Source organism: Kitasatospora sp. NPDC001660, assembly GCF_053596725.1.
On the sequence record NZ_JBSFGU010000008.1, the window covers coordinates 186,208 to 205,012 of the forward strand.

Sequence of the window (18,805 nt, forward strand, 5' to 3'; positions counted from 1 at the left end):
AGGGGCGCGTCGGCTTTGGGGTTGCTACTCGGGACAACGGGAGGGGCAGCGGGTCGCGTTCAACCCTCGCGCCGTCACCGGCCGATGACTCCGCTGACGGCGCCCTCGTCGGTACCCCACACCTCTTCGTCCTCGGCCAGCCAGGTGGTGCGCTGCCGCTCCTTGCCCTCCTGCTGACCTCCCGCGCCCATGCCGCCGGGCGGCATCATCGGCGGCATGCCGCCGCCACTGGTGGCGACGTTGCGGCCCTGGAGTTGGGCCTCCTCCTGGGCCAGGTTCGCCGCACCCCGCCGGCCGGCGGCCTGCTCGGTCAGCGCCTGTTCGGCGGCGGCCTTCTTGGCGGTCTCCAACAGGGCCTGGTCCGCCGGGGAGTTGACCGCTCCGTTCTCGCTCACCGCCTTCTCGCCGTAGAACCCGCCGGTGAGGGTCAGCGGTGAGCCGGACCCGGTCTCGGGCTTCGGTACGCCCACGTCGGAGAGCGACAGTCGGCTGCCGCCCGACGATCCCGACAGGCCACTGCCGAGGTCGAGGTCGAAGGAACCCGGATCGGACCACCGGTTCCCGCCCCGCAGCGACCCGAGGTCGAACCCGCCGTTGCTGGTCGCGGGGTCGAGCGTGGTCAGGGAGTTGAGGGCGTGCTCCTCGTCGGAGACCAGCTGCTCGTTCGTCGTGACGGGCTTGCCGTCGGCGCCGAGGAGGCGGCCGTCCTTGTCGATCGAGCCCTTCTTGCCCGCGTAGACCGGATTGCCCCTGGCGTCCCGCAGTTGCTTGCCGTCCGGGCCGAGGACCATGCCGTTCTCGTCGATCTTCGAGCCCGGCGGCACCGTGAAGTACCCGCCGCCGGGGACGACCGGCGTCGGCTTGCCCAGCGTGGTGCCCTTCGGGACGACCAAGGGCGCGCCGTCCGGGCCAGGCACCGGCTTGTGGTCGGGGCCGATCACCCGCCCGTGGCCGTCGATGGTCGAGCCGGGCGGGACGGTCAGCGGTTGGCCGTCCTTGCCGAGCAGCGGCTTCCCGTCCTTGTCGAGCAGCGGGACGCGGGTGCCGCCGGTGTTGCCGCCGTTCGGATCCAGGGTGAGCGGCCCGCCGTGCTTCGGCGGGGGCGGTCCACCGCCGTTGAGGTGGAGTGGGCCGCCGCCGTGCTTGTCTCCGCCCTTGCCGTCACCGCCGCCTGCGCCACCGTCGAGGTTGAGCTTGTCGTTGCCGTCCTTCCCGCCCGGACCGCCGCCGCCGTCCTTGCCGTCACCCCCGCCGCCACCGCCGGTGCCGTCGGGGTTCGGCGGGGTGACGGGGGGTGGTGTGGGGGTCTCGGTCGGGATGTCCGTGTACAGCGACATCGAGACGTCGACGAACCTGTCGCTGAGGGTGCCCATGTACCCGAGCGCGGGCTTGTCGAGGTTGTCGACGACGTAGTTCTTCCAGAGCTGCTTGGCCCGACCTTCCACGGCGGAGAGGAACGCATCGCTCCTGACATCGAGGCCGTTGGCCAGGACCGTCTGGTCACCGTTATCGCCCTTGCCTATCGTGGCCTGGCCATTGCTGAGCAGTCCCATCAGCGCCTCCCGCAGGCAGGGGATGGGCGAACACTTCGTGCTGAAGTTCCTCCAAGCGTCGCGAACCTTGGTCAGGTTGGTGTACGCGTCCCCCAGGGCCAGTTGCGCGTCGTCCAGCGCTTTCACGGGGTCTCCGTGCCGCTTGATCCGGAACTCCAGGAGCGCCAGGGCGTTCTCGATGCCGGTCAGGAACGACTTCAGTTCGCCGGCCGCAGTGCCCTGGAAGTCGCTGTCCGCGACGTCGAGGTCGTTTCCCCACGCGTGGATGTCGGACTTCATCAGATCGAGCAGCGCGCCGAGGTTCTTCACCAGGTAGGCGCCGGACGTGAGGCTCGGCCGGCTCGTGGCCTTGTTCTCCCCGCCCAGGATCAGAGCGGGCATGAAGAGGTCTATGTTGCCGACGAACTGGTCCCACTTGTTGTTCGCGAAGTCGAAGCCCGGTTTGTCCTGACCGTTGCCTTTGTAGTTGCCGTTGAGTCCGACCCACCAGGTGTCGCCGTCCGAGTCCGACAGGACGGCGATGACGGCGACGTCGTTGTCTTTCCCGTCGACCAGCTTGGTCGTCGACCGGACGATCGATCCCTTGATCCAGTCCCCGACGATCGCGGGGTTGGCCACGTCGTCGCGGGAGACGGGGCTGGGGTTGCCGAAAGCCTTCAGCGCCTTTTCCCAGGGATAGTCGGCCCCACCGCCACCACCGCCGCCACCGCTGCCACCACTCTCGGCCAATCGAATCACTCTCCTGCGGATCCTGCGGATCCTGCGGATCCTGCGAACGCTGCGAACATTGCGAACGACGTGGGCTGCCACTCACGGATGGCGTCGCGGGCCCGGCGACCATGCCCGGGCCCGCGACGGCACTCAGGCCTTCGGCGGGGTCGTGGGAGGCACGGGGGGTGGCGTCACCGGGTTGGTCGAGCTCGTGTTCGGCGAACCGGAGAGGATCGTGAACATCTCGGTCGCACTGAGCGCGTGCTCCTCGCCGGTCGCGAACTTCACCGAGGCCAGGTCGAGGCCGTCCGACACCTGGTCCAACGCCTTGACGAGGGCGTCCAGTTGGGCCTTCACCGCCTTGGTGAAGTTCTGGAAGTCCGTCTGCATCTGGGTCGAGGCCGGCATCTCGAGCGCACCCAGCAGCTTGCTGTAGCCGTCCGGGTTGTCCACGGTCCCCAGGCTGTCCCCGCCCGCCGCGAAGGCCTGGATCTGGCGGATCAGGTTGGTGTGCTTGTCACTGGTGTCGTGCGCGGGCGAGTTGGTCGGCGGTGCGTTGCCCAGCAGCCAGCTGCGCCAGAGATCGACCTGCGTCCTGATGGAGTTGAGGCTGTCCTCGGTGGTCCGGAATTCCTTGGCCATGCCCGTGCCCCGCTCAGAAGCCCGCGGCGGCGGCCCGGTCGGCGTACTTCATCGCCTGGTTCATCTCGTCGAGGGCCCGGGCGCCCGCCTGCATGTCGTCGTGCATGTTCTGCGAGCTGCTCCTCGCGATGTTCAGGAACTCGGTGAACGCCTGCTTGTACTGGCCTGCGTTCGCCTCCATGCCCTGGAGCCGGCCGATCAGTTCCTCCAGGCCGCTCTGCATGGTGTGGGCCGCGCTGAGCAGGTCCTGGAAGGCCGCGTCGATCGACTCGTGCCTGAGCATGATGTCGGTGGGGCCGCTCATGGCGTCTCCTCTTCGTGTTCGTGGGTTTTGTCGAGGTGATGACGTGGCGTCAGCTCTTGCCGCCGAGGGCGTGGTAGACGCCGTCCGAGGCGCCCCAGTTGCCGCCCTGGACGTGGGCGTCCTCTTCGGCCTTGGTGAGGATCGAGCGGGCGCTGCCCAGGTCCTGGGTGAGCTTGTCGAAGGCCTGCATGACCCGCTTGTAGTTCACGACCCAGTCGTTGACCTTGTCCTGGAAGGCCTTGCTGGCCCCGGAGACGTAGTTGGCGGCGATCTCCATGTTGATCCGCTCGACCGTCTGGCCGGAGCTGATCATCTGCGAGATCTGGCCTTCGAGGCTCTGCAGGGCGTTCTGGATCGCCTGCTGCTCCACATTGAGCATGCCGCCGGGTGCGGGGGTGGTCATCGGAGCTCCTTTCGTTCGTCGGTCTATCTCGTCAACGGAGGCTGTTCGCGGGCCGGTTCAGCCGCAGGTGGGCGAACTCCCCCGGCCCGCGGGCGCACTCGTCGCGGCGTCGCCGCCGAGGACGGACGGGTCCAGGCCCGGGCCCGTCGGCAGCAGTCCCAGGACGCCCGACGGGACGGCCACCGGGGTGGCGCCGGCGTAGCCGAGCTGTTTGACGGCGGCGGCGGACGGCAGCGGGTAGCGCACGCCTGCCTCGGTCACCAGGTACTCGGTGCTGCCCGTGCCGGCGCCGGAGAGCGCCCGCACGAGCGCCCCGCGGCCCGGGCGGACGGCGACCAGGTCGGCGGCCGCACAGCCCGGGGGCGACACCGGCGCCCGGCCCGCTCCGGCGTCCGCCGTGCTCAGGACCGTCACCGCGCCGACCGGTGCCCCCGTGCCGACGTGCAGGTCCGCGCACACGCCCTCGTCGCGCAGCAGCGGGACGAGGGTCGGCGGGGACTCGGGCAGGCCCGGCGTCGGGGCCGCGGCGCCGGGCGCCGTGTGCGCGGCGAGGTCGGCGGCGCCGATCCGCGCGGGTGCCGGGGCCGTCCCGCCGTAGGCGTCGTTCTGGGTGCGTGGGTCACCCAGGAGGAGGGCGAACTGCGTGCCGGTCAGCGGCACCAGCCCCTCCCGCTGCAGCACGTAGTGCACGCCGCCGGGGGCTTCGAAGAGCCGGCCGACGCGGGTCGGGCCGCCGGCCAACGCGGGGCCCGGGTCGCCGCGTCCGGGGACGGCGGGCGCGGCGAGGTCGGGGCCGGCGGGCAGCGCGTTGAGCAGCCCGGCCGGGACGGGGAACGGCGTCGTGCCCGAGTAACCCAGCGCCTGGATGGCCTTGTTCGCCGTGTCGACGCGCAACCGCTGGCCCTGCCAGAGCAGGTGGACGGCGCTGTCCGGGGTCGTCACCAGCAGGCCCTGGCCAGGGGTCAGGGCCTTGCCCTCCCTCACCGGGTCCAGTTGCACGCCCAGCCTGGGCACGGGCGCGGCCCCGTCGGCCGCCGGCTGGGCGGTGGCACACACCAGCCAGGTGCCGCCCGCCAGGTCGGCGGCCGGCGGCAGCCCGTCCGGCGCGCCCGCGATGCCCACCGGCGCGCCGCGCGGGGTGTCCGCGAGCGAGGCCCGGCTCACCTCCTCGACCGCCATCTGCTCGCCGGCCACGAGCTTCGCGCTGGTGTCGTTGAGCACCGGGTGCAGCTGCCCGCCGACGTAGAGGTAGCGGGCGCCGGTCTCCTTGACCATCACCAGCGTGCCGGGCTTGGCCCACGCCGTGTCGCCGCCGGGCACCATCACCCCGTAGACGGCTGCGCCGAGTCCGATCAGCACGCCCAGCGCGAGCCCGGTCACCGCGCCCCGGGTGGTGCGTCCGGTCGGGGTGTCGGCGGCGTCGGGCTCGGCGCGCAGCATGCCGGAGGCGAGTCTGCTCACCACGAACAGGTGGGCCTGCACCTGGTCGCGTCGGGACTGCATCCACGTCCTCCCCGTGTCTCCGGGCGCCTGGGTGCGCGCCCCTCTCCGTGAACGGGCCCGGCGGGCGGGGGCGTTCAACGGCGTCGTGTCCCGGTGGGCTACCGGCGGGTAAGCTGCGGCCGAACCATCGGCGTGACGGCAGGGCGGGACTCATGGGGATACGGCTGCTCGGCCCGGCGGAGCTTCGGCTCCGCACCGGCGCCCCCACCGTGGTCGGAGGTGCCCAGCGGCGGGCGGTGCTCGCCCTGCTGGCGCTGGAACTCAACCGGACGGTCGCGGTGGAGCGCTTCGTCGAGCTGCTCTGGGACGACGAACCGCCGGCGCATCCCAAGGCCGCCCTGCAGGGCCACATCGCCGCACTGCGCAAGCTGCTCGCCGAGCCCGGCTCCCCCTTCGAGCTGACGACCCGCTCCCCCGGCTACCACCTCACCGGCGACCCGGCCACCGTCGACGCACTGGCGGCCGAGGACCTGGCCGCCCGGGCCGCCGCGACGGACGACGACGAGACAGCAGCCGCGCTCCTCGAACAGGCCCTGCGCCTGTGGCAGGGAGCCGCGCTCGCCGACCTCCCCGCCACCCCGCTCGCCGCCGCCCTAGCCCGCCGCCTGGACGGGACCCGCACCGAGCTCCTCACCGCGTGGGCGCAGCGCCAACTCCGCCTCGGGCGCGGCTTCGCGGCCGCCCCGGCGCTGGAGCAGGCCGTCGCCGCCGACGGGCTGCGCGAGCCCGTCGTCGCCCTGCTGGTCCGCTGCCTGCACCAGAGCGGCCGCACCTCCGCCGCACTGGAGGCCTACCACCGGGCCCGTGCGTGCCTCGCGGAGGAGCTCGGCGTCTCTCCCGGCCGCGAGCTCCAGCAGGCCCTCACCGAGGCGCTCGCCGACGAGGAGCCCACCGAACCGCCGACGCCCACGCCATCGACAGCACCCGACCAACTCCCCGCCCCTCCACGCGGGTTCGTCGGCCGCGAGGCGGAGGGCCGCTGGCTCGACGCCCAGTGCGGCCCGGACCGCACCGGGGACGGCCTGGCCGTCGTGGTCGGCCCGGCCGGAGTCGGCAAGACGGCGACGGTGGTCCGCTGGGCGCACCGCGCGGCGCCCGGTTTCCCGGACGGCCGGCTCTTCGCCGACCTGCGCGGCTTCGACCCGGCCGGACCGGCCGACCCGGCGCACGCCCTCGGCCGCTTCCTGCGCGCGCTCGGCGTGCCCGAGCCGGCGATCCCCGAGGACCGGCCCGACCGCGCCGCGCTGTTCCGGGAGCGGACCCGCGGGCGCCGGATGCTGGTGGTGCTGGACAACGCGCGCAGCGCCGACGACGTCGCCGACCTGCTGCCCGCCGGGCCCGACTGCGTCACCGTCGTCACCAGCCGGAACAGCCTGGAGGAGCTGGTCGTCGCCGACGGCGCGGCGATGCTCCAGGTCGACGTGCTGCCCGACGCCGACGCCCACCGCCTCCTCGAGATCCGGCTCACCGCCGAGCGCGTGGCGGCCGAGCCGGACGCGGCGCGGCGGCTGGTCGAGCTGTGCGACCGCCTCCCCCTCGCCCTGCGCATCGCCGCCGCCCGGCTCACCGCCCGGCCGGGCTGGCAACTTGCCGACCTCGTCACCGAGTTGACGGACGAGCGGACTCGCCTGTCCACGCTCGCCACTCCGGACGGCGCCCTCGGCGTCCACTCGGCACTCAGCCTGACGTATCGTCATCTACCGTCGCACGCACGCAATCTTCTCCCTCTCCTGACTCCTCACCCAGGCACCGAGGTCGACGTCCACGCGGCCGCCGCGCTGCTGGCCACTGGCACCGACGCAACCCGGCTCGCCCTCGGCTCCCTGGCCGCCCACCACCTGCTGACCGAGACCACCCCCGGCCGCTTCGCCCGCCACGACCTCGTCCGCCTCTACGGCGCCGAGCTTTTCGCGGACCTCCCCGCCGCCCGGCAACAGGACGCGTTCCGCCGCCTCGTCGACTACGAGCTGCTGGCCACCGGCACGGCCATCCGCCGGCTGAACCCCTACCACGAGCCGTTCCGGCCCCCGGGCACCGAGCACCTCGCCCTCCCCCGGCTCACCGACCCGCAGGCCACGCTCGCCTGGTGCCACGCCGAGGAGCCGGTGCTACGCGCACTCGTCACGGCCGCCGCCGACCGCGGCGAGCACGACCGCGCCTGGCGACTGGCCCGGGCGACCGCCACCCTCTACTACGGCGCCGGGCGCGTCCACGACCGCCTCGCCTGCCTGCGCGTCGGGCTGGACGCCGCCCGGACGAGCGGCGACCGCGAGGGCCTGGCCGCGATGGAGGCCGCGACGGCCTGCGCCCTCGGCTCCACCGGGCGTGTCGCCGAGGCGCTGCCCCTCGCCGGGCGGGCCGTCGAGCGCACCACGCCGGACGACGGCGACCTGCACATCCACGCCCTCTCCGTCCGCGCCTCGATGACCGCCCTCTCCGGCGACCAGGCCGAGGCCGACCGCCTCTCCGACGCCGCCCTGGCCCTCGTCCGGCGCACCGGCCTGCGCGAGCACGCCGCCACCGTGCTGAGCAACGCCGCCGCCCTCAAGGTCGTCCTCGGCGCCCCGACCGCCGCGCTCGACCTCGCCCGCGAGACCCGCGACCTGCTCTCCGCGCAGCCGACCTCCAACGCCTACGTGTGGGCGATGGTCAACGAGGCCTTCGCCCTGCACGCGCTGGACGACCCGCACGCCGCCGAGCTCACCTGGCGCGAGGCGCTGCACCTGTGCCGCTCCTCCGGCAACGTCCGGCTGCACGCCCTGGCGCATCGCCACTTCGGCGAGTTCCTGGCCGCGTTGGGCCGTTCCGCCGAAGCCGCAGAGCATCTCCGCACCGCCGGCGAGCTGTACACGGCACACGGGGACGTCCAACTGGCCGAGAACCTCGACCGGTTGCTGTCGCGCAACCCCGAGACCACCCAACCCCTGGAGGCGACATGACCGTTCACCACCTGGACTGCGCCACGATGTGCCCGATCGGCGGCCGCGCGCTGATGGGCGGCGGCGGGCGGCTGATCGGCCGGCTGGCCACCCACTGCCTGCTGGTCGAGGGCGGTGACGGGCTGATCCTCGTCGACACCGGCTTCGGCACCGCCGACATCGCCGACCCGCACGACCGCCTCGGGCGCCGCTTCCTGCTCACCGTCCGACCCCAGCTCAGGCCCGCCCGAACGGCCCTGCACCAGGTCCGCGCCCTCGGGCACGACCCGCGCGACGTCCGCGACATCGTGCTCACCCACCTGGACCTCGACCACGCGGGCGGCCTCGGCGACTTCCCGCACGCCCGCGTCCACGTCCTCGCCGACGAACTCGGCGCCGCCCGCGCCCGCACCACCCTCGGCGAGCGCGACCGCTACCGACCGGCCCAGTGGGCGCACGACCCGCACTGGGTCGAGCACCGGCCGGACGCCGCCACCGAGGACTGGTACGGCTTCCGCGCGATCCCCGTCCTCCCGAAGGCCGGCACCGACATCCTGCTCATCCCTCTCACCGGACACACGCGCGGCCACTGCGGCGTCGCCGTCCGCACCGGCGACCGCTGGCTGCTCCACGCCGGGGACGCGTACTTCAACCGCGCCGACATCGCCCCCGGCCTCCCGCGCCGCCCGGCCGGCCTGACCGCCTTCCAGCGCCTCGTGGCCGTCGACAACCCCGCCCGCCTCCACAACCTCGACCGCCTGCGCGCCCTGCAGCGCACCCGCCCCACCGACGTCCGGATCATCTGCGCCCACGACCCGGCCGACCTCCCCGTCACCTGAGCTGCCCGGACCCGTCGCCCGTGCGGCCGAGCGCAGCGCGCGGGAACGGCGGGGTGCTGCGATCTTCGGAAGGCACCCGGCCGCGCCCGGCCGCCGGGTCCCCCCGTCCCGAGACCGTGGAGGCCCGGATGTGGCAGGCTCCCCCCGCCCCCGTATCGCGTGAGTGGCTCCCGGTCCTGGACATGCCGGCGCCCGGCCCGCAGAACCGCTGGACGGTGCTGCTGCGCGCCCTCCTGCTGATCCCGCAGTTCGTGGTGGTGTGGGTGCTGTCGGTGGTGGCGTTCTTCGTCACGGTGATCGGCTGGTTCGCGGCCCTGGTGCTCGGCCGGCTGCCCGGCTTCGCGGCGGACTACCTCACCGCGTTCGTCCCGTACGACACCCGCGTCACCGCGTACCTGATGCTCACGCTGGACCGCTACCCGCCGTTCCGCTTCCGGACCCCCGAGTACCCGGTGCAGGTCGAGCTGCGGCCCGGGGAGCTCAACCGGCTGGCCGTCCTGTTCCGCGTCGTCCTGGTCATCCCGGCGGCGATCGTGCAGGGCGTGGTGTACGCGGGGTGGTGGACGGTGGCGTTCATCATCTGGCTGGTGGTGCTGGTCCTCGGCCGGATGCCGCAGCCGCTGTACGAGGCGACGGCCGCGATCGTGCGCTACCGGATGCGCGTCACCGCCTACTTCGTGATGCTCACCTCCGCCTATCCCAAGCGCCTGTTCGGCGAGGAGCCGGGCAGCGAGCCGGAGCCGGCGTCGGCCACCCGCCCGCTCGTCCTGAGCGGCGCCGGGCGCGGCCTGCTCGTCGTCTTCGTCCTCCTCGGCGTGATCTCCTGGGTGACGAGCTCGATCGCCTCGTCGGTGAACTCGGGCGACAACGACGAGACCGTCAACCCGACCCAGCAGGTCATCGCACCCCTCGTGCCGGGTCCCGCCCACCACGGGCCTCAGAGCCCGCTCGGCCAGTTGTAGCCGCTCGGCACGGTGACCGTGGCGTTCTCCGCCGCCGTGCCGTAGACCAGGGCGATCTCGTCGTGCGGGTGCAGAATGATCGCCGCCGGATCGCCGGCCACCGGTTTGCCGTCCACGTACGCGGTGAGCGTGTGGGTGGCGTCGGTGCGCAGCCCGCCGAGGTGGTCGGCGGAGGCGGAGACCTGCCACTCGGTCAGGAACTGGCCGAGGCTGAAGTCGGCGTTCACCGGCGACTCGACGTGGATGACGCCGGTGGTGTCGTGGGTGTGCAGCGGGCTGATCCTCTGCGCGCTCTCGTCGATGCCGACCAGCGCCGGGACGGCCACGGGTTGCCCGTCGGCGTAGACGTCGAGGTGGGTGTGGATGTGCAGGGCCGTGCCCTCGGCGCCGAGCATCGGCAGCCCGGCCGCTTTCACCGCCGCCGCGACGTCGGCGGGCGCGTCCCAGGGCGGCGGGGTGGTGCGGCCCTCGGCTGTCATGCGCGGGCGTGCCGGGACGCCGGAGGGGGAGGACGAGCTCTGGTTCGTCGCGATCACGCCGGCGATCCCGCCGATCACGGCGAGCGAGAGCACACCGACGACTCCGCCCACCAGCCATCGCCGGCGCCGCTCGCGGCGGGCCTCCTCGGCCCGGAGCGCGGCGGCGCGGGCCCGTCGTTCGGCCGGCCCCGGATTCTGCGCTGACATCGGTGCGGGCCTCCTCGGTCGAGGGCGAGGCAGCTGCCCTTTCAGCGTGGCAGAGTCCGCGCGGCTCGGCGCGCCGAGTCAGTGGTGGCCGTGGTCGGGCGCGTGGTGCCCGTGCTCCCCGCTCCCGTGCCCGGTCTCGGGCGAGCCTCCCATCATGCGGAGCATCGCCAGGCCGCCCGTCCGGAAGAAGCGGACCACGAGGACCGCCGCCAGCAGCAGGAAGGCGATGTTCAGCCACGTCGTGTAGTTCCACTCGACGCCCGCCATCGGGATCTCCGCCGTCCGCTGGTCCGGTACCAACCCCAGCCCGCCGAAGGCGAGTTCGACCACGTACCCGGCGACGGCCATCGCCGCGTAGAAGGTGCCGGACAGGAAGACCGCCATCCGGCCGCCGTAGTACTTCCGGTAGATGTTCAGGATCGGCAGGATCAGCAGGTCCGCGAAGATGAACGCCACGACCCCGCCGAAGCTGATCCCGCCCTTCCACAGCACCACCGCGAGCGGCACGTTCCCGATCGAGCAGACGAACGACGCGACCGCCACCAGCGGGCCGATCAGCGGCCCCCACAGTTTGCTCGCGAGCGGGTGGTCGGCGAAGAAGAACGCCTGCCAGAAGCCGTCCGGCACCCATGCGGCGATGGCCCCGGCGATCAGCAGGCCGATCACGAGGTCCTTGACGATGGCCGCCCACTCCATCACGAACACGTGCGAGACGGACGTGACGCCCTCGCGTGACAGCAGCCGCCGGACGAACGACCCCTCTCCCCGCACGGACATGTCCATCGCCGCGTGGCCCTCCATCGAGCCGGCGCGGCCGTACTCGGCCTGCTCGCGCGCCTCACGCAGCAGCCGGTCGCGGAGGAACAGCCGGAACAGCAGCGCGAGCACCAGGATCATGACCGGCCCGCCCGCGAACTCGGCCGCGGTGAACTGCCAGCCCAGCAACAGGGCCAGGATCACGCCGAGTTCGACGACCAGGTTGGTCGAGGCGATCTCGAAGGCCATCGCCGCGGTGAAGTCCGCCCCCTTGCGGAACAGCGAACGGGCCAGCGCGACCGCCGCGTACGAGCACGAGGACGACGCCGCCCCCAGCGCGGACGCGACGGCCAGCGTGCGCGGACGGTCGTCCCCCAGCAGCCGGACGATCGTCGACTTGTGCACGACGGCCTGGACGACGGCCGACAGCAGGAAGCCCAGCACCAGGGCCCAGGTGATCTCCCACGTCATCGAGCCGGCGATGGACAGGGCGTGCAGGATCGCGTGCATCGTGGTTCGCCTTCCCCGAGCTCTCCCGGTTCCTCCCGGACCGACCCGGATCGTATACCCCGGCGTGGTATAGCGACACGCCCCGCCCCGGAGAGTCCGAAACAGTGCGCACCTGCGCACCCGCGCACGCACCCCACCGCCTACGATGGCCGGATGAGCAGTGGCACCGAGCTGGCAGATGCACATCACTCGCACCAGCGCGCCGAGGAGCGGCTCGACGTCGCCGCCACCATCCTCGCGCTGCTGGCCGACCGCACCCGCCTCGCCCTCCTGGAGCGGCTCGGCGAGGGCGAGGCCGACGTCACCACGCTGACCGAGGCCACCGGCGCCGCACGCCCGTCCGTCAGCCAGCACCTGGCCAAGCTCCGGCTCTCCGGCCTCGTCGCCACCCGCCGCGACGGGCGCCGGGTCGTCTACTCGCTGCGCCACGGCCACCTGCGGCGGCTCGTCGACGAGGCGCTGAACGTCGCCGACCACCAGATCCGGCACCTGCCGCCGCACGACTGACGCCCCCGCGAGGCCCTGCCACGGCCCCGCACGACCGACATGTGCACAGGTACGCACGCATTATCTATGATGGGCGTATCTTCCCCGAGAACCGGGACGCCCCCATGCTCTCCGTGCTGCGCAACCGCTCCTACCGCCACCTGTTCACGGCCCAGGTCGTCGCGCTCGTCGGCACCGGCCTGGCCACCGTCGCCCTGTCCCTGCTCGCGTACGACCTCGCCGGCGCCGGCGCCTCGGCGGTGCTCGGCACCGCGCTGGCGATCAAGATGGTCGCCTACGTCGCGATCGCCCCGCTGGCCGGCGCGATCGCCGGGCGGATACCCCGGCGGGCCCTCATGGTGGCCATGGACCTCACCCGGGCCGGGGTCGCGCTCACCCTGCCGTTCGTCACCCAGGTGTGGGAGGTCTACGTACTGATCTTCCTGCTCCAGGCGGCCTCGGCGGCGTTCACCCCGACCTTCCAGGCCACCATCCCGGACCTCCTGCCCGCCGAGCGCGACTACACGCAGGCGCTGTCGATGTCCCGGCTCGCCTACGACCTGGAGTCCCTGTTCAGCCCGGCGCTCGCCGCCTTCCTGCTCACGCTCGTCCCGTACAACTGGCTGTTCGCCGGCACCACGGTGGGCTTCCTCGCCTCCGCCGCCCTCGTCGTCTCGGCCGCCCTGCCGAAGCCGGCCCCCGTCGAGCGCACCGGAGGCGCCTACTCGAAGGCCGCGTTCGGCTCCCGCCTGTTCCGGGCGACGCCACGGCTGCGCGCCCTGCTCGCGCTCGACCTCGCCGTCGCGGCGGCGGGAGCGATCGTGTTCGTCAACACCGTCGTCGTGGTCCGCGAGCACTTCCACCGCCCGGCGGGCGCCGTCTCGCTCGCCCTCGGCGCGTACGGCGCGGGCTCGATGCTCGCCGCGCTGCTGCTCCCCCGCCTGCTGGCCCGCACCGGCGACCGGCGGGTGATGCTCCCGGCCGCCTTCGCCCTGCCCGCGGTGCTCGCCGCCGTCACCGTCATCACGGCCGCCGGGCCGACCCAGTGGGCGTGGGCGGCCCTGCTCGGGGCCTGGGCCCTGATCGGCGCGGGCTGCTCGGCCGTCCTCACGCCGGGCGGGCGACTCGTCCGCCGCTCAGCCGCCGACGCGGACCTCCCGGCCGCGTTCGCCGCCCAGTTCTCGCTCTCGCACGGCTGCTGGCTGCTGACCTACCCGCTCGCCGGCTGGCTCGCGGCGGGCGCGGGACTGCCGGTCACCGCCATCGTCCTCGGCGCCGTCGCGCTGGCCGCCGCGATCGGCGCCGCCGCCCTGTGGCCCGCCCGCGACCCGGACACCCTCGGCCACCTCCACACCGACCTTCCCCCCGGTCACCCCCACCTCACCGACGCCCACCCGGTCACCGACGGCGGCTGGCAGCACGTCCACCACTACGTCATCGACCAGCACCACCACACCTGGCCCCGCGCGGTGGCGGGCCGCTGAGGGGAAGCGGGCAAAAAATCTTTCCCCCGATGTCGCATCTCCCTGTCGATCTCCTGCGGCGCCGTTCGACCTGAGGTAGAAGAGGGTCGACGAGCGACCCCCGCACCAAGGAGAGCGACGATGGCGAAGTACATGCTGATCATGCGCGGAACCGACGAGTCCATGGCCAAGATGATGGAGACCCCGTTCGAGGAGATGCTCGAAACGATCGGCCGCTTCAACGAGGAGATGATCAAGGCGGGCGTGCTCGTCGCCGCCGAGGGGCTGGACGACCCGGGCCAGGGCGTCGTGGTCGACTACAGCGGCGAGACCCCCGTTGTCACCGACGGCCCCTACGGTGAGACGAAGGAACTGTTCGGCGGCTTCTACCTCATCGACGTCGCCTCGAAGGAGGAGGCCGTCGAGTGGGCGAAGCGGATCCCCGCCATCACCGGGTCGAAGTGCGAGATCCGGCGCGTCCCGGGGATCGAGGAGTTCCCGCAGGACAACGAGTGGATCGTCAAGGAGCGGGCGTGGCGCGAGCGGACCGGCCAGCTGTGACGCACCCGGCTCCCGCCGACGGCCCGCCGAGCACCGAGTCTGCTCGGCGGGCCGTCGAGGCGGTCTGGCGGATCGAGTCCGCCCGGATCGTCGGCGCGCTCGCCCGCTACACCGGGGACTTCGAACTCGCCGAGGACGTCGCCCAGGAGGCGCTCGCCGAGGCACTCGTCTCCTGGGCGCGCGACGGTGCGCCGGCCAGCCCCGTCGGCTGGCTGCTCGCCACCGCGCGGCGGCGCGCGATCGACGGCTTCCGCCGCCGCTCCGCCCGGGACGAGCGGTACGCCCGGCTCGCGGGCCGTCTCGCCGAGGGCGAGACGGCCACCGGTGCCGCCCACCCGCCGGACCGCGCGGACGAGTTGCCGTGGGACCCGGACCGCGTCGACGACGACGTGCTCGCGCTCATGTTCATCGCCTGCCACCCCGTGCTCTCCCCCGAGGCCCGGGTGGCCCTCACGCTGCGCGTGGTCGCCGGCCTGTCCAGCGAGGAGATCGCCCGCGCGTTCCTCGTCCCCGTGCCGACGGTCCAGGCCCGGATCACCCGGGCGAAGAAGACGATCGCCGCCGCCGGCGTGCCGTTCGAGCTGCCGCCGGCCGAGGAGCGCCGCGAGCGGCTCGGCGCGGTGCTGAGCGTCCTGTACGTGATCTTCACCGAGGGCTCGACGGCCACCAGCGGCGACGACCTCCTGCGCACCGACCTCGCCCGCGAGGCCGTCCGACTCGCCCGGATGCTGGCCGCGCTGCTGCCCCGGGAGCCCGAAGTGCACGGGCTGCTGGCCCTGTTCGAGCTCACGGCCGCCCGCTTCCCGGCCCGCACCGGGCCCGACGGCGAGCCGGTGCTCCTGGAGGACCAGGACCGGCGCCGGTGGGACCACTCCGCGATCCTCCGCGGCCGGGCCGCCCTCGACCGCGCCGCGGCCGCCGGTCGCGGCCTCGGCCCGTACGGCCTCCAGGCCGCCATCGCCGCGTGCCACGCCGCCGCCCCCTCCGTCGCGGAGACCGACTGGGAGCGCATCGTGCTCCTCTACGAGGCGCTCGGCCGGGTCGCACCGTCGCCCGTCGTCGAGCTCAACCGGGCCGTCGCCGTCGCGATGGCGAGCGGCCCGCAGCCGGCGCTGGACCTCGTCGACGGCCTCTCCGCCACCGGCCGCCTCGCCGGCTCCCATCTGCTCCCGACCGTCCGCGCCGAACTGCTCACCCGTCTCGGCCGCACCACCGAGGCGCGCGCCGAACTCGAACTCGCCGCCCGCCTCTGCCGCAACGCGCGCGAACGCTCCGTCATCCTCCGAAAGGCCGCAGCTCTGGTGCACGGCGGGGAAATATCGCGTTAGGTATTGTCGGGCGCACGTCAGACGATGGATCCTGGCGCCCGCACGACCCAACCCTCACCCCATCTGAATACGGAGACCTGATGTCCCACGACATCGGAGCGGGCGCCGACCCCCGGCAAGGGCACATACGGCGCACCAGGCGCCTCATCCACGCCGTGACCGCGGTGGCGGTGCTGCTCTCGTCCGCCGTCGGCGCCGACGCGCTGGCCTTCTCGCCGGCGGACGCACCCCCGCCCTCGACCGCCGAGCAGGAGAGGGGCATGCGGGCAGGCATGCCGTTCCGGGACCCGGCCACCGTGGACGCCGTCGACGGCAAGGACCTCACCCTCACGCTCGACGCGGCGCGCACCCGTTTCGACGTCTCCGGGCGCTCGGTCTACGGCGCCTCCTACACCGGCCTGTTCGTCGCGCCCACCGTGCGGGTGACGCCCGGATCGACCGTCACCGTCCATCTGGTCAACCACCTGCCGGTCGCGACCAACCTGCACTTCCACGGCCTGCACGTGTCCCCCGAGGGGCAGTCCGACGACCCGTTCCTGTGCGTGGCGCCGGGCGCGTCCACCACGTACCGGCTGGAGATCCCCGCCGACCACGCCCAGGGCACGTTCTGGTACCACAGCCACGCCATGGAGACCTCCTGCCCCGAACCCGGCGCCATGGCGGGGCACGGCACGGGATTCACACCCGGGGACGTGGAGAACCAGATCTTCGCGGGCCTGTCCGGTGCCCTGATCGTCGGGGACGACCACACGTTGCTGCCGGCGGACCTCCGGCACGTCACGGCACACACCTTCGTCCTCAAGGACGTCCAACTCGACTCGGGTGGGCACATCCTGCAGCACACCGCGTCGGGCAGCCTCAACTCCGACGCCCCGACCGTGCGCCTGGTCAACGGCCGGCTCCGGCCGGTGCTGTCGATGCGGCCGAACGAGACCCAGCTGTGGCGGCTGGTCAACGCGGGCGCCGACATCTTCTACCGGCTCCAGCTGGACGGCCACCACTTCACCGTCATCGGCGAGGACGGCACTCCCGTCGCCGGGATCACCACCGCCGACGAGCTGCTGCTGCCCCCGGGCCAGCGCTACGACGTCCTCGTCACCGCGAACGGCGCGCCCGGCCGGTCCGTCCTGCGGACGGCCGCCTACAGCAACGGGCCCCAGGGCGACTCCTACCCGGACACGCCTCTGGCCACGGTCGCCGTCACCGGCCGCCCGGTCCACCGGCTGCCGCAACCCACCGGAGCCGTCCCGACCGCCCCGGTCGACCTCGCCGCCGCGCCGATCGCCCGGCGGCGCGTCGTCAGCCTGTCCGAAAGCGCCGACGGCAACACCTTCTACGTCAACGGGCAGCAGTTCGCGATGGATCGCTCCGTCTTCGACACCCCGGCCCGCGTCGGCACCGTCGAGGAGTGGACGATCCTCAACCAATCCGGCGAGGACCACCCCTTCCACCTGCACACCGACTCGCACCAGGTGATGTCCGTCGACGGCGCCCCCCAGCCGTACACCCACCGCCAGGACACCGTCCCGGTGCCGCACGCGGTCGGCGGCACCCCGGGGCGGGTCGTGATCCGGATCGCCTTCAACGACTACCCGGGCCGGTGGATGTTCCACTGCCACATCGCGGCGCACGAGGACAACGGCATGATGAGCTACATCGACGTCGTGCCGTAGGCGGCGGCTGACCTGCGAAAACGCTCGCCAGGTCGGGCATGCGGTCGCGCAGTTCCCGGCAGACTCTCACGCCGTCACCGTCCGGCTGCCGGACGTCCAGCACGGCGACGTCCGGGCGCAGCGCCGCCGGACGAGGAGCGAACCAAACCCGAAAAACAGCGGGCGATCCGGAAGCGCAGTCCCGCCCACACAGAAGTGGGGTGATGCCCAGCCCCCTGCCACCCGGCCCCTGTTGCGCCGCCAACAACGGCGAGGGGCCTGCCGAAGAGCTCCGCTCGCCGGACGAGTCCAGGCCCCTCAGCATGGAAGTAGCCCGAGAATCCGATGCCTCGCGAGGTGAGCTTCGATGACTCTGCCGGTACGACGCCGCCCCGGCACGCCGGTCCGGCACGCGGGGGGCGCCGAGCAGCCAGGACGCCAGGCAGCGGGCGGGGTGCCAACAACCGCCGGGCCACTGCGATGAGCGTCGCCGACGTACCGGATCAGCCCGCGGCGGAGAGCCGCGGGAGCGGTTCGCCGCCGGAGCCCACGCCCCCGGTCCTCACCGTCACGATGAACCCCACGGTCGACATCTGCTGCGACGTCGACCACCTGGTGGACATCGGCAAGACCCGCGCCCGGGTCAGGTACGTGGCCGCCGGCGGCGGAGGGATCAACGTCGCCCGCGGCGTGGCGCGGTTCGGGGGACGGGCGACCGCCGTCCACACCGCCGGCCAGGAGATCGGCCAGCGCCTGAACCGGCTGCTGGACGAGGAGGGCATCGACCACCTCGCCCTCGGGATCGCAGGTGAAACCCGCGAAGCGTTCGTACTGTTCGAGACCGATTCACGCCGCAGCTACCACATCGTGCCGCGCGGCCCGCAACTCGACGACGACGAGGGACGGCGCTGTCTGGACCTGCTGGAGCGGGCAGCGGGCACTCACCGGTACGTCGTCGCCAGCGGCAGTCTGCCCGACGGCCTGCCCGACGACTTCTACACGGCCGTCGCCCGCCGGATCAGGGGAAGCGGGTCCAGACTGCTACTGGACACCTCAGGACCGGCCCTGCGCGAGTCACTGCACGAGGCCGTATACCTGCGCAGATGCAACCGCAGCGAAGCCGCCTACCTCGCCGGCCGGGCCGTGCAGAGCTTCGACGACGCCCGCGCCGTCAACGAGCGGTTGCTGGCCGCCGGAGCAACCGAGGTCGCCATCACCACCCTCGGTGAGCTTGGCGCGCTGTGCTCGACCGGTCAGGGGCACCTGGAACTGCATGCGCCGCCACTGCCCGGAGAGCCCCTCAGCGACGCCGGAGCCGGGGACGGCATGATCGCCGCAATCGTCACTCGTTTGGCCGAAGGCGACAATCCGGTCGACGCCTGCGCGCTCGGGGTGGCCGCAGCCGCCGCATCGATGCTCACCCCCGGCACCGAACCGTTCAATCGGGAGGTGGCCGAGTCCCTCTGTCCCGCAGTGCGGATCAACCGGCTTGCGAGCTGAAGACCCCCGCCTGCCGGGACCCGTTCCG

The 18,805-nt window shown here is 73.1% G+C and carries 16 protein-coding genes and 1 pseudogene; 9 read left to right on the forward strand and 8 right to left on the reverse strand.

Annotated elements, in window-relative coordinates:
- Positions 1-74 precede the first annotated feature (74 nt).
- The 5 genes from ACWCXH_RS12075 to eccB form a co-directional block, all read right to left on the reverse strand.
- Positions 75-2,282 carry a hypothetical protein gene (locus tag ACWCXH_RS12075; RefSeq protein WP_449801292.1) on the reverse strand — a complete coding sequence of 736 codons (2,208 nt, stop codon included), beginning with the start codon at positions 2,280-2,282 and terminating at the stop codon, positions 75-77.
- Positions 2,283-2,414: 132 nt separating this feature from the next.
- Positions 2,415-2,906 (reverse strand): hypothetical protein, encoded by a 492-nt coding sequence (locus ACWCXH_RS12080; protein WP_449801293.1) that lies wholly within the window; start codon positions 2,904-2,906, stop codon positions 2,415-2,417.
- 13 nt (positions 2,907-2,919) lie between these two features.
- Positions 2,920-3,210: a hypothetical protein gene (locus ACWCXH_RS12085; protein ID WP_449801294.1), complete on the reverse strand. Its 291-nt coding sequence runs from the start codon at positions 3,208-3,210 to the stop codon at positions 2,920-2,922.
- A 49-nt stretch (positions 3,211-3,259) separates the two neighbouring features.
- Positions 3,260-3,613: a hypothetical protein gene (locus ACWCXH_RS12090; protein ID WP_449801295.1), complete on the reverse strand. Its 354-nt coding sequence runs from the start codon at positions 3,611-3,613 to the stop codon at positions 3,260-3,262.
- A 57-nt stretch (positions 3,614-3,670) separates the two neighbouring features.
- Positions 3,671-5,116 carry a type VII secretion protein EccB gene (eccB, locus tag ACWCXH_RS12095; RefSeq protein WP_449801296.1) on the reverse strand — a complete coding sequence of 482 codons (1,446 nt, stop codon included), beginning with the start codon at positions 5,114-5,116 and terminating at the stop codon, positions 3,671-3,673.
- Between the two features lie 152 nt (positions 5,117-5,268).
- Between eccB and ACWCXH_RS12100 the strand changes: the two genes are divergently transcribed.
- From ACWCXH_RS12100 to ACWCXH_RS12110, 3 genes are all read left to right on the forward strand, one after another.
- Entirely contained in the window at positions 5,269-8,055 is a 2,787-nt protein-coding gene (locus tag ACWCXH_RS12100) for a BTAD domain-containing putative transcriptional regulator (protein WP_449801297.1), read from the forward strand.
- On the forward strand, positions 8,052-8,873 hold the full coding sequence (locus tag ACWCXH_RS12105) for an MBL fold metallo-hydrolase (RefSeq protein ID WP_449801298.1): 822 nt from the start codon (positions 8,052-8,054) through the stop codon (positions 8,871-8,873). The genes ACWCXH_RS12100 and ACWCXH_RS12105 overlap by 4 nt, the downstream gene beginning before the upstream one ends.
- Before the next feature lie 128 nt (positions 8,874-9,001).
- Positions 9,002-9,835, forward strand: a complete 834-nt coding sequence (locus ACWCXH_RS12110; RefSeq protein WP_449801299.1) for a DUF4389 domain-containing protein — start codon at positions 9,002-9,004, stop codon at positions 9,833-9,835.
- Here ACWCXH_RS12110 and ACWCXH_RS12115 read toward each other — a convergent pair.
- Together ACWCXH_RS12115 and ACWCXH_RS12120 are read right to left on the reverse strand one after the other, a co-directional pair.
- Positions 9,811-10,521 (reverse strand): hypothetical protein, encoded by a 711-nt coding sequence (locus ACWCXH_RS12115; protein WP_449801300.1) that lies wholly within the window; start codon positions 10,519-10,521, stop codon positions 9,811-9,813. The genes ACWCXH_RS12110 and ACWCXH_RS12115 overlap by 25 nt on opposite strands.
- A gap of 78 nt (positions 10,522-10,599) precedes the next feature.
- Complete coding sequence (locus ACWCXH_RS12120; RefSeq protein ID WP_449801301.1) at positions 10,600-11,787, reverse strand: permease; 1,188 nt, start codon at positions 11,785-11,787, stop codon at positions 10,600-10,602.
- Positions 11,788-11,940: 153 nt separating this feature from the next.
- On the opposite strand from ACWCXH_RS12120, the gene ACWCXH_RS12125 reads away from it, so the two are divergent.
- From ACWCXH_RS12125 to ACWCXH_RS12145, 5 genes are all read left to right on the forward strand, one after another.
- On the forward strand, positions 11,941-12,294 hold the full coding sequence (locus ACWCXH_RS12125; protein ID WP_449801302.1) for an ArsR/SmtB family transcription factor: 354 nt from the start codon (positions 11,941-11,943) through the stop codon (positions 12,292-12,294).
- Positions 12,295-12,398: 104 nt separating this feature from the next.
- Entirely contained in the window at positions 12,399-13,757 is a 1,359-nt protein-coding gene (locus ACWCXH_RS12130) for an MFS transporter (RefSeq protein ID WP_449801303.1), read from the forward strand.
- 120 nt (positions 13,758-13,877) lie between these two features.
- Positions 13,878-14,297: a YciI family protein gene (locus tag ACWCXH_RS12135; RefSeq protein WP_449801304.1), complete on the forward strand. Its 420-nt coding sequence runs from the start codon at positions 13,878-13,880 to the stop codon at positions 14,295-14,297.
- Positions 14,270-15,625: an RNA polymerase sigma factor gene (locus ACWCXH_RS12140; protein ID WP_449801305.1), complete on the forward strand. Its 1,356-nt coding sequence runs from the start codon at positions 14,270-14,272 to the stop codon at positions 15,623-15,625. The genes ACWCXH_RS12135 and ACWCXH_RS12140 overlap by 28 nt, the downstream gene beginning before the upstream one ends.
- Positions 15,626-15,705: 80 nt before the next feature.
- Positions 15,706-17,298, forward strand: coding sequence for a multicopper oxidase family protein (locus tag ACWCXH_RS12145; protein WP_449801306.1), 1,593 nt, complete (start codon positions 15,706-15,708; stop codon positions 17,296-17,298).
- Between the two features lie 25 nt (positions 17,299-17,323).
- On the opposite strand, the pseudogene ACWCXH_RS12150 reads toward ACWCXH_RS12145, so the two are convergent.
- Positions 17,324-17,431 (reverse strand): annotated as a pseudogene (locus tag ACWCXH_RS12150) (DNA-binding response regulator); the annotation flags it as partial.
- 326 nt (positions 17,432-17,757) lie between these two features.
- Here ACWCXH_RS12150 and ACWCXH_RS12155 point away from each other — a divergent pair.
- Complete coding sequence (locus tag ACWCXH_RS12155) at positions 17,758-18,777, forward strand: 1-phosphofructokinase family hexose kinase (RefSeq protein ID WP_449801307.1); 1,020 nt, start codon at positions 17,758-17,760, stop codon at positions 18,775-18,777.
- Positions 18,778-18,805: the final 28 nt, after the last annotated feature.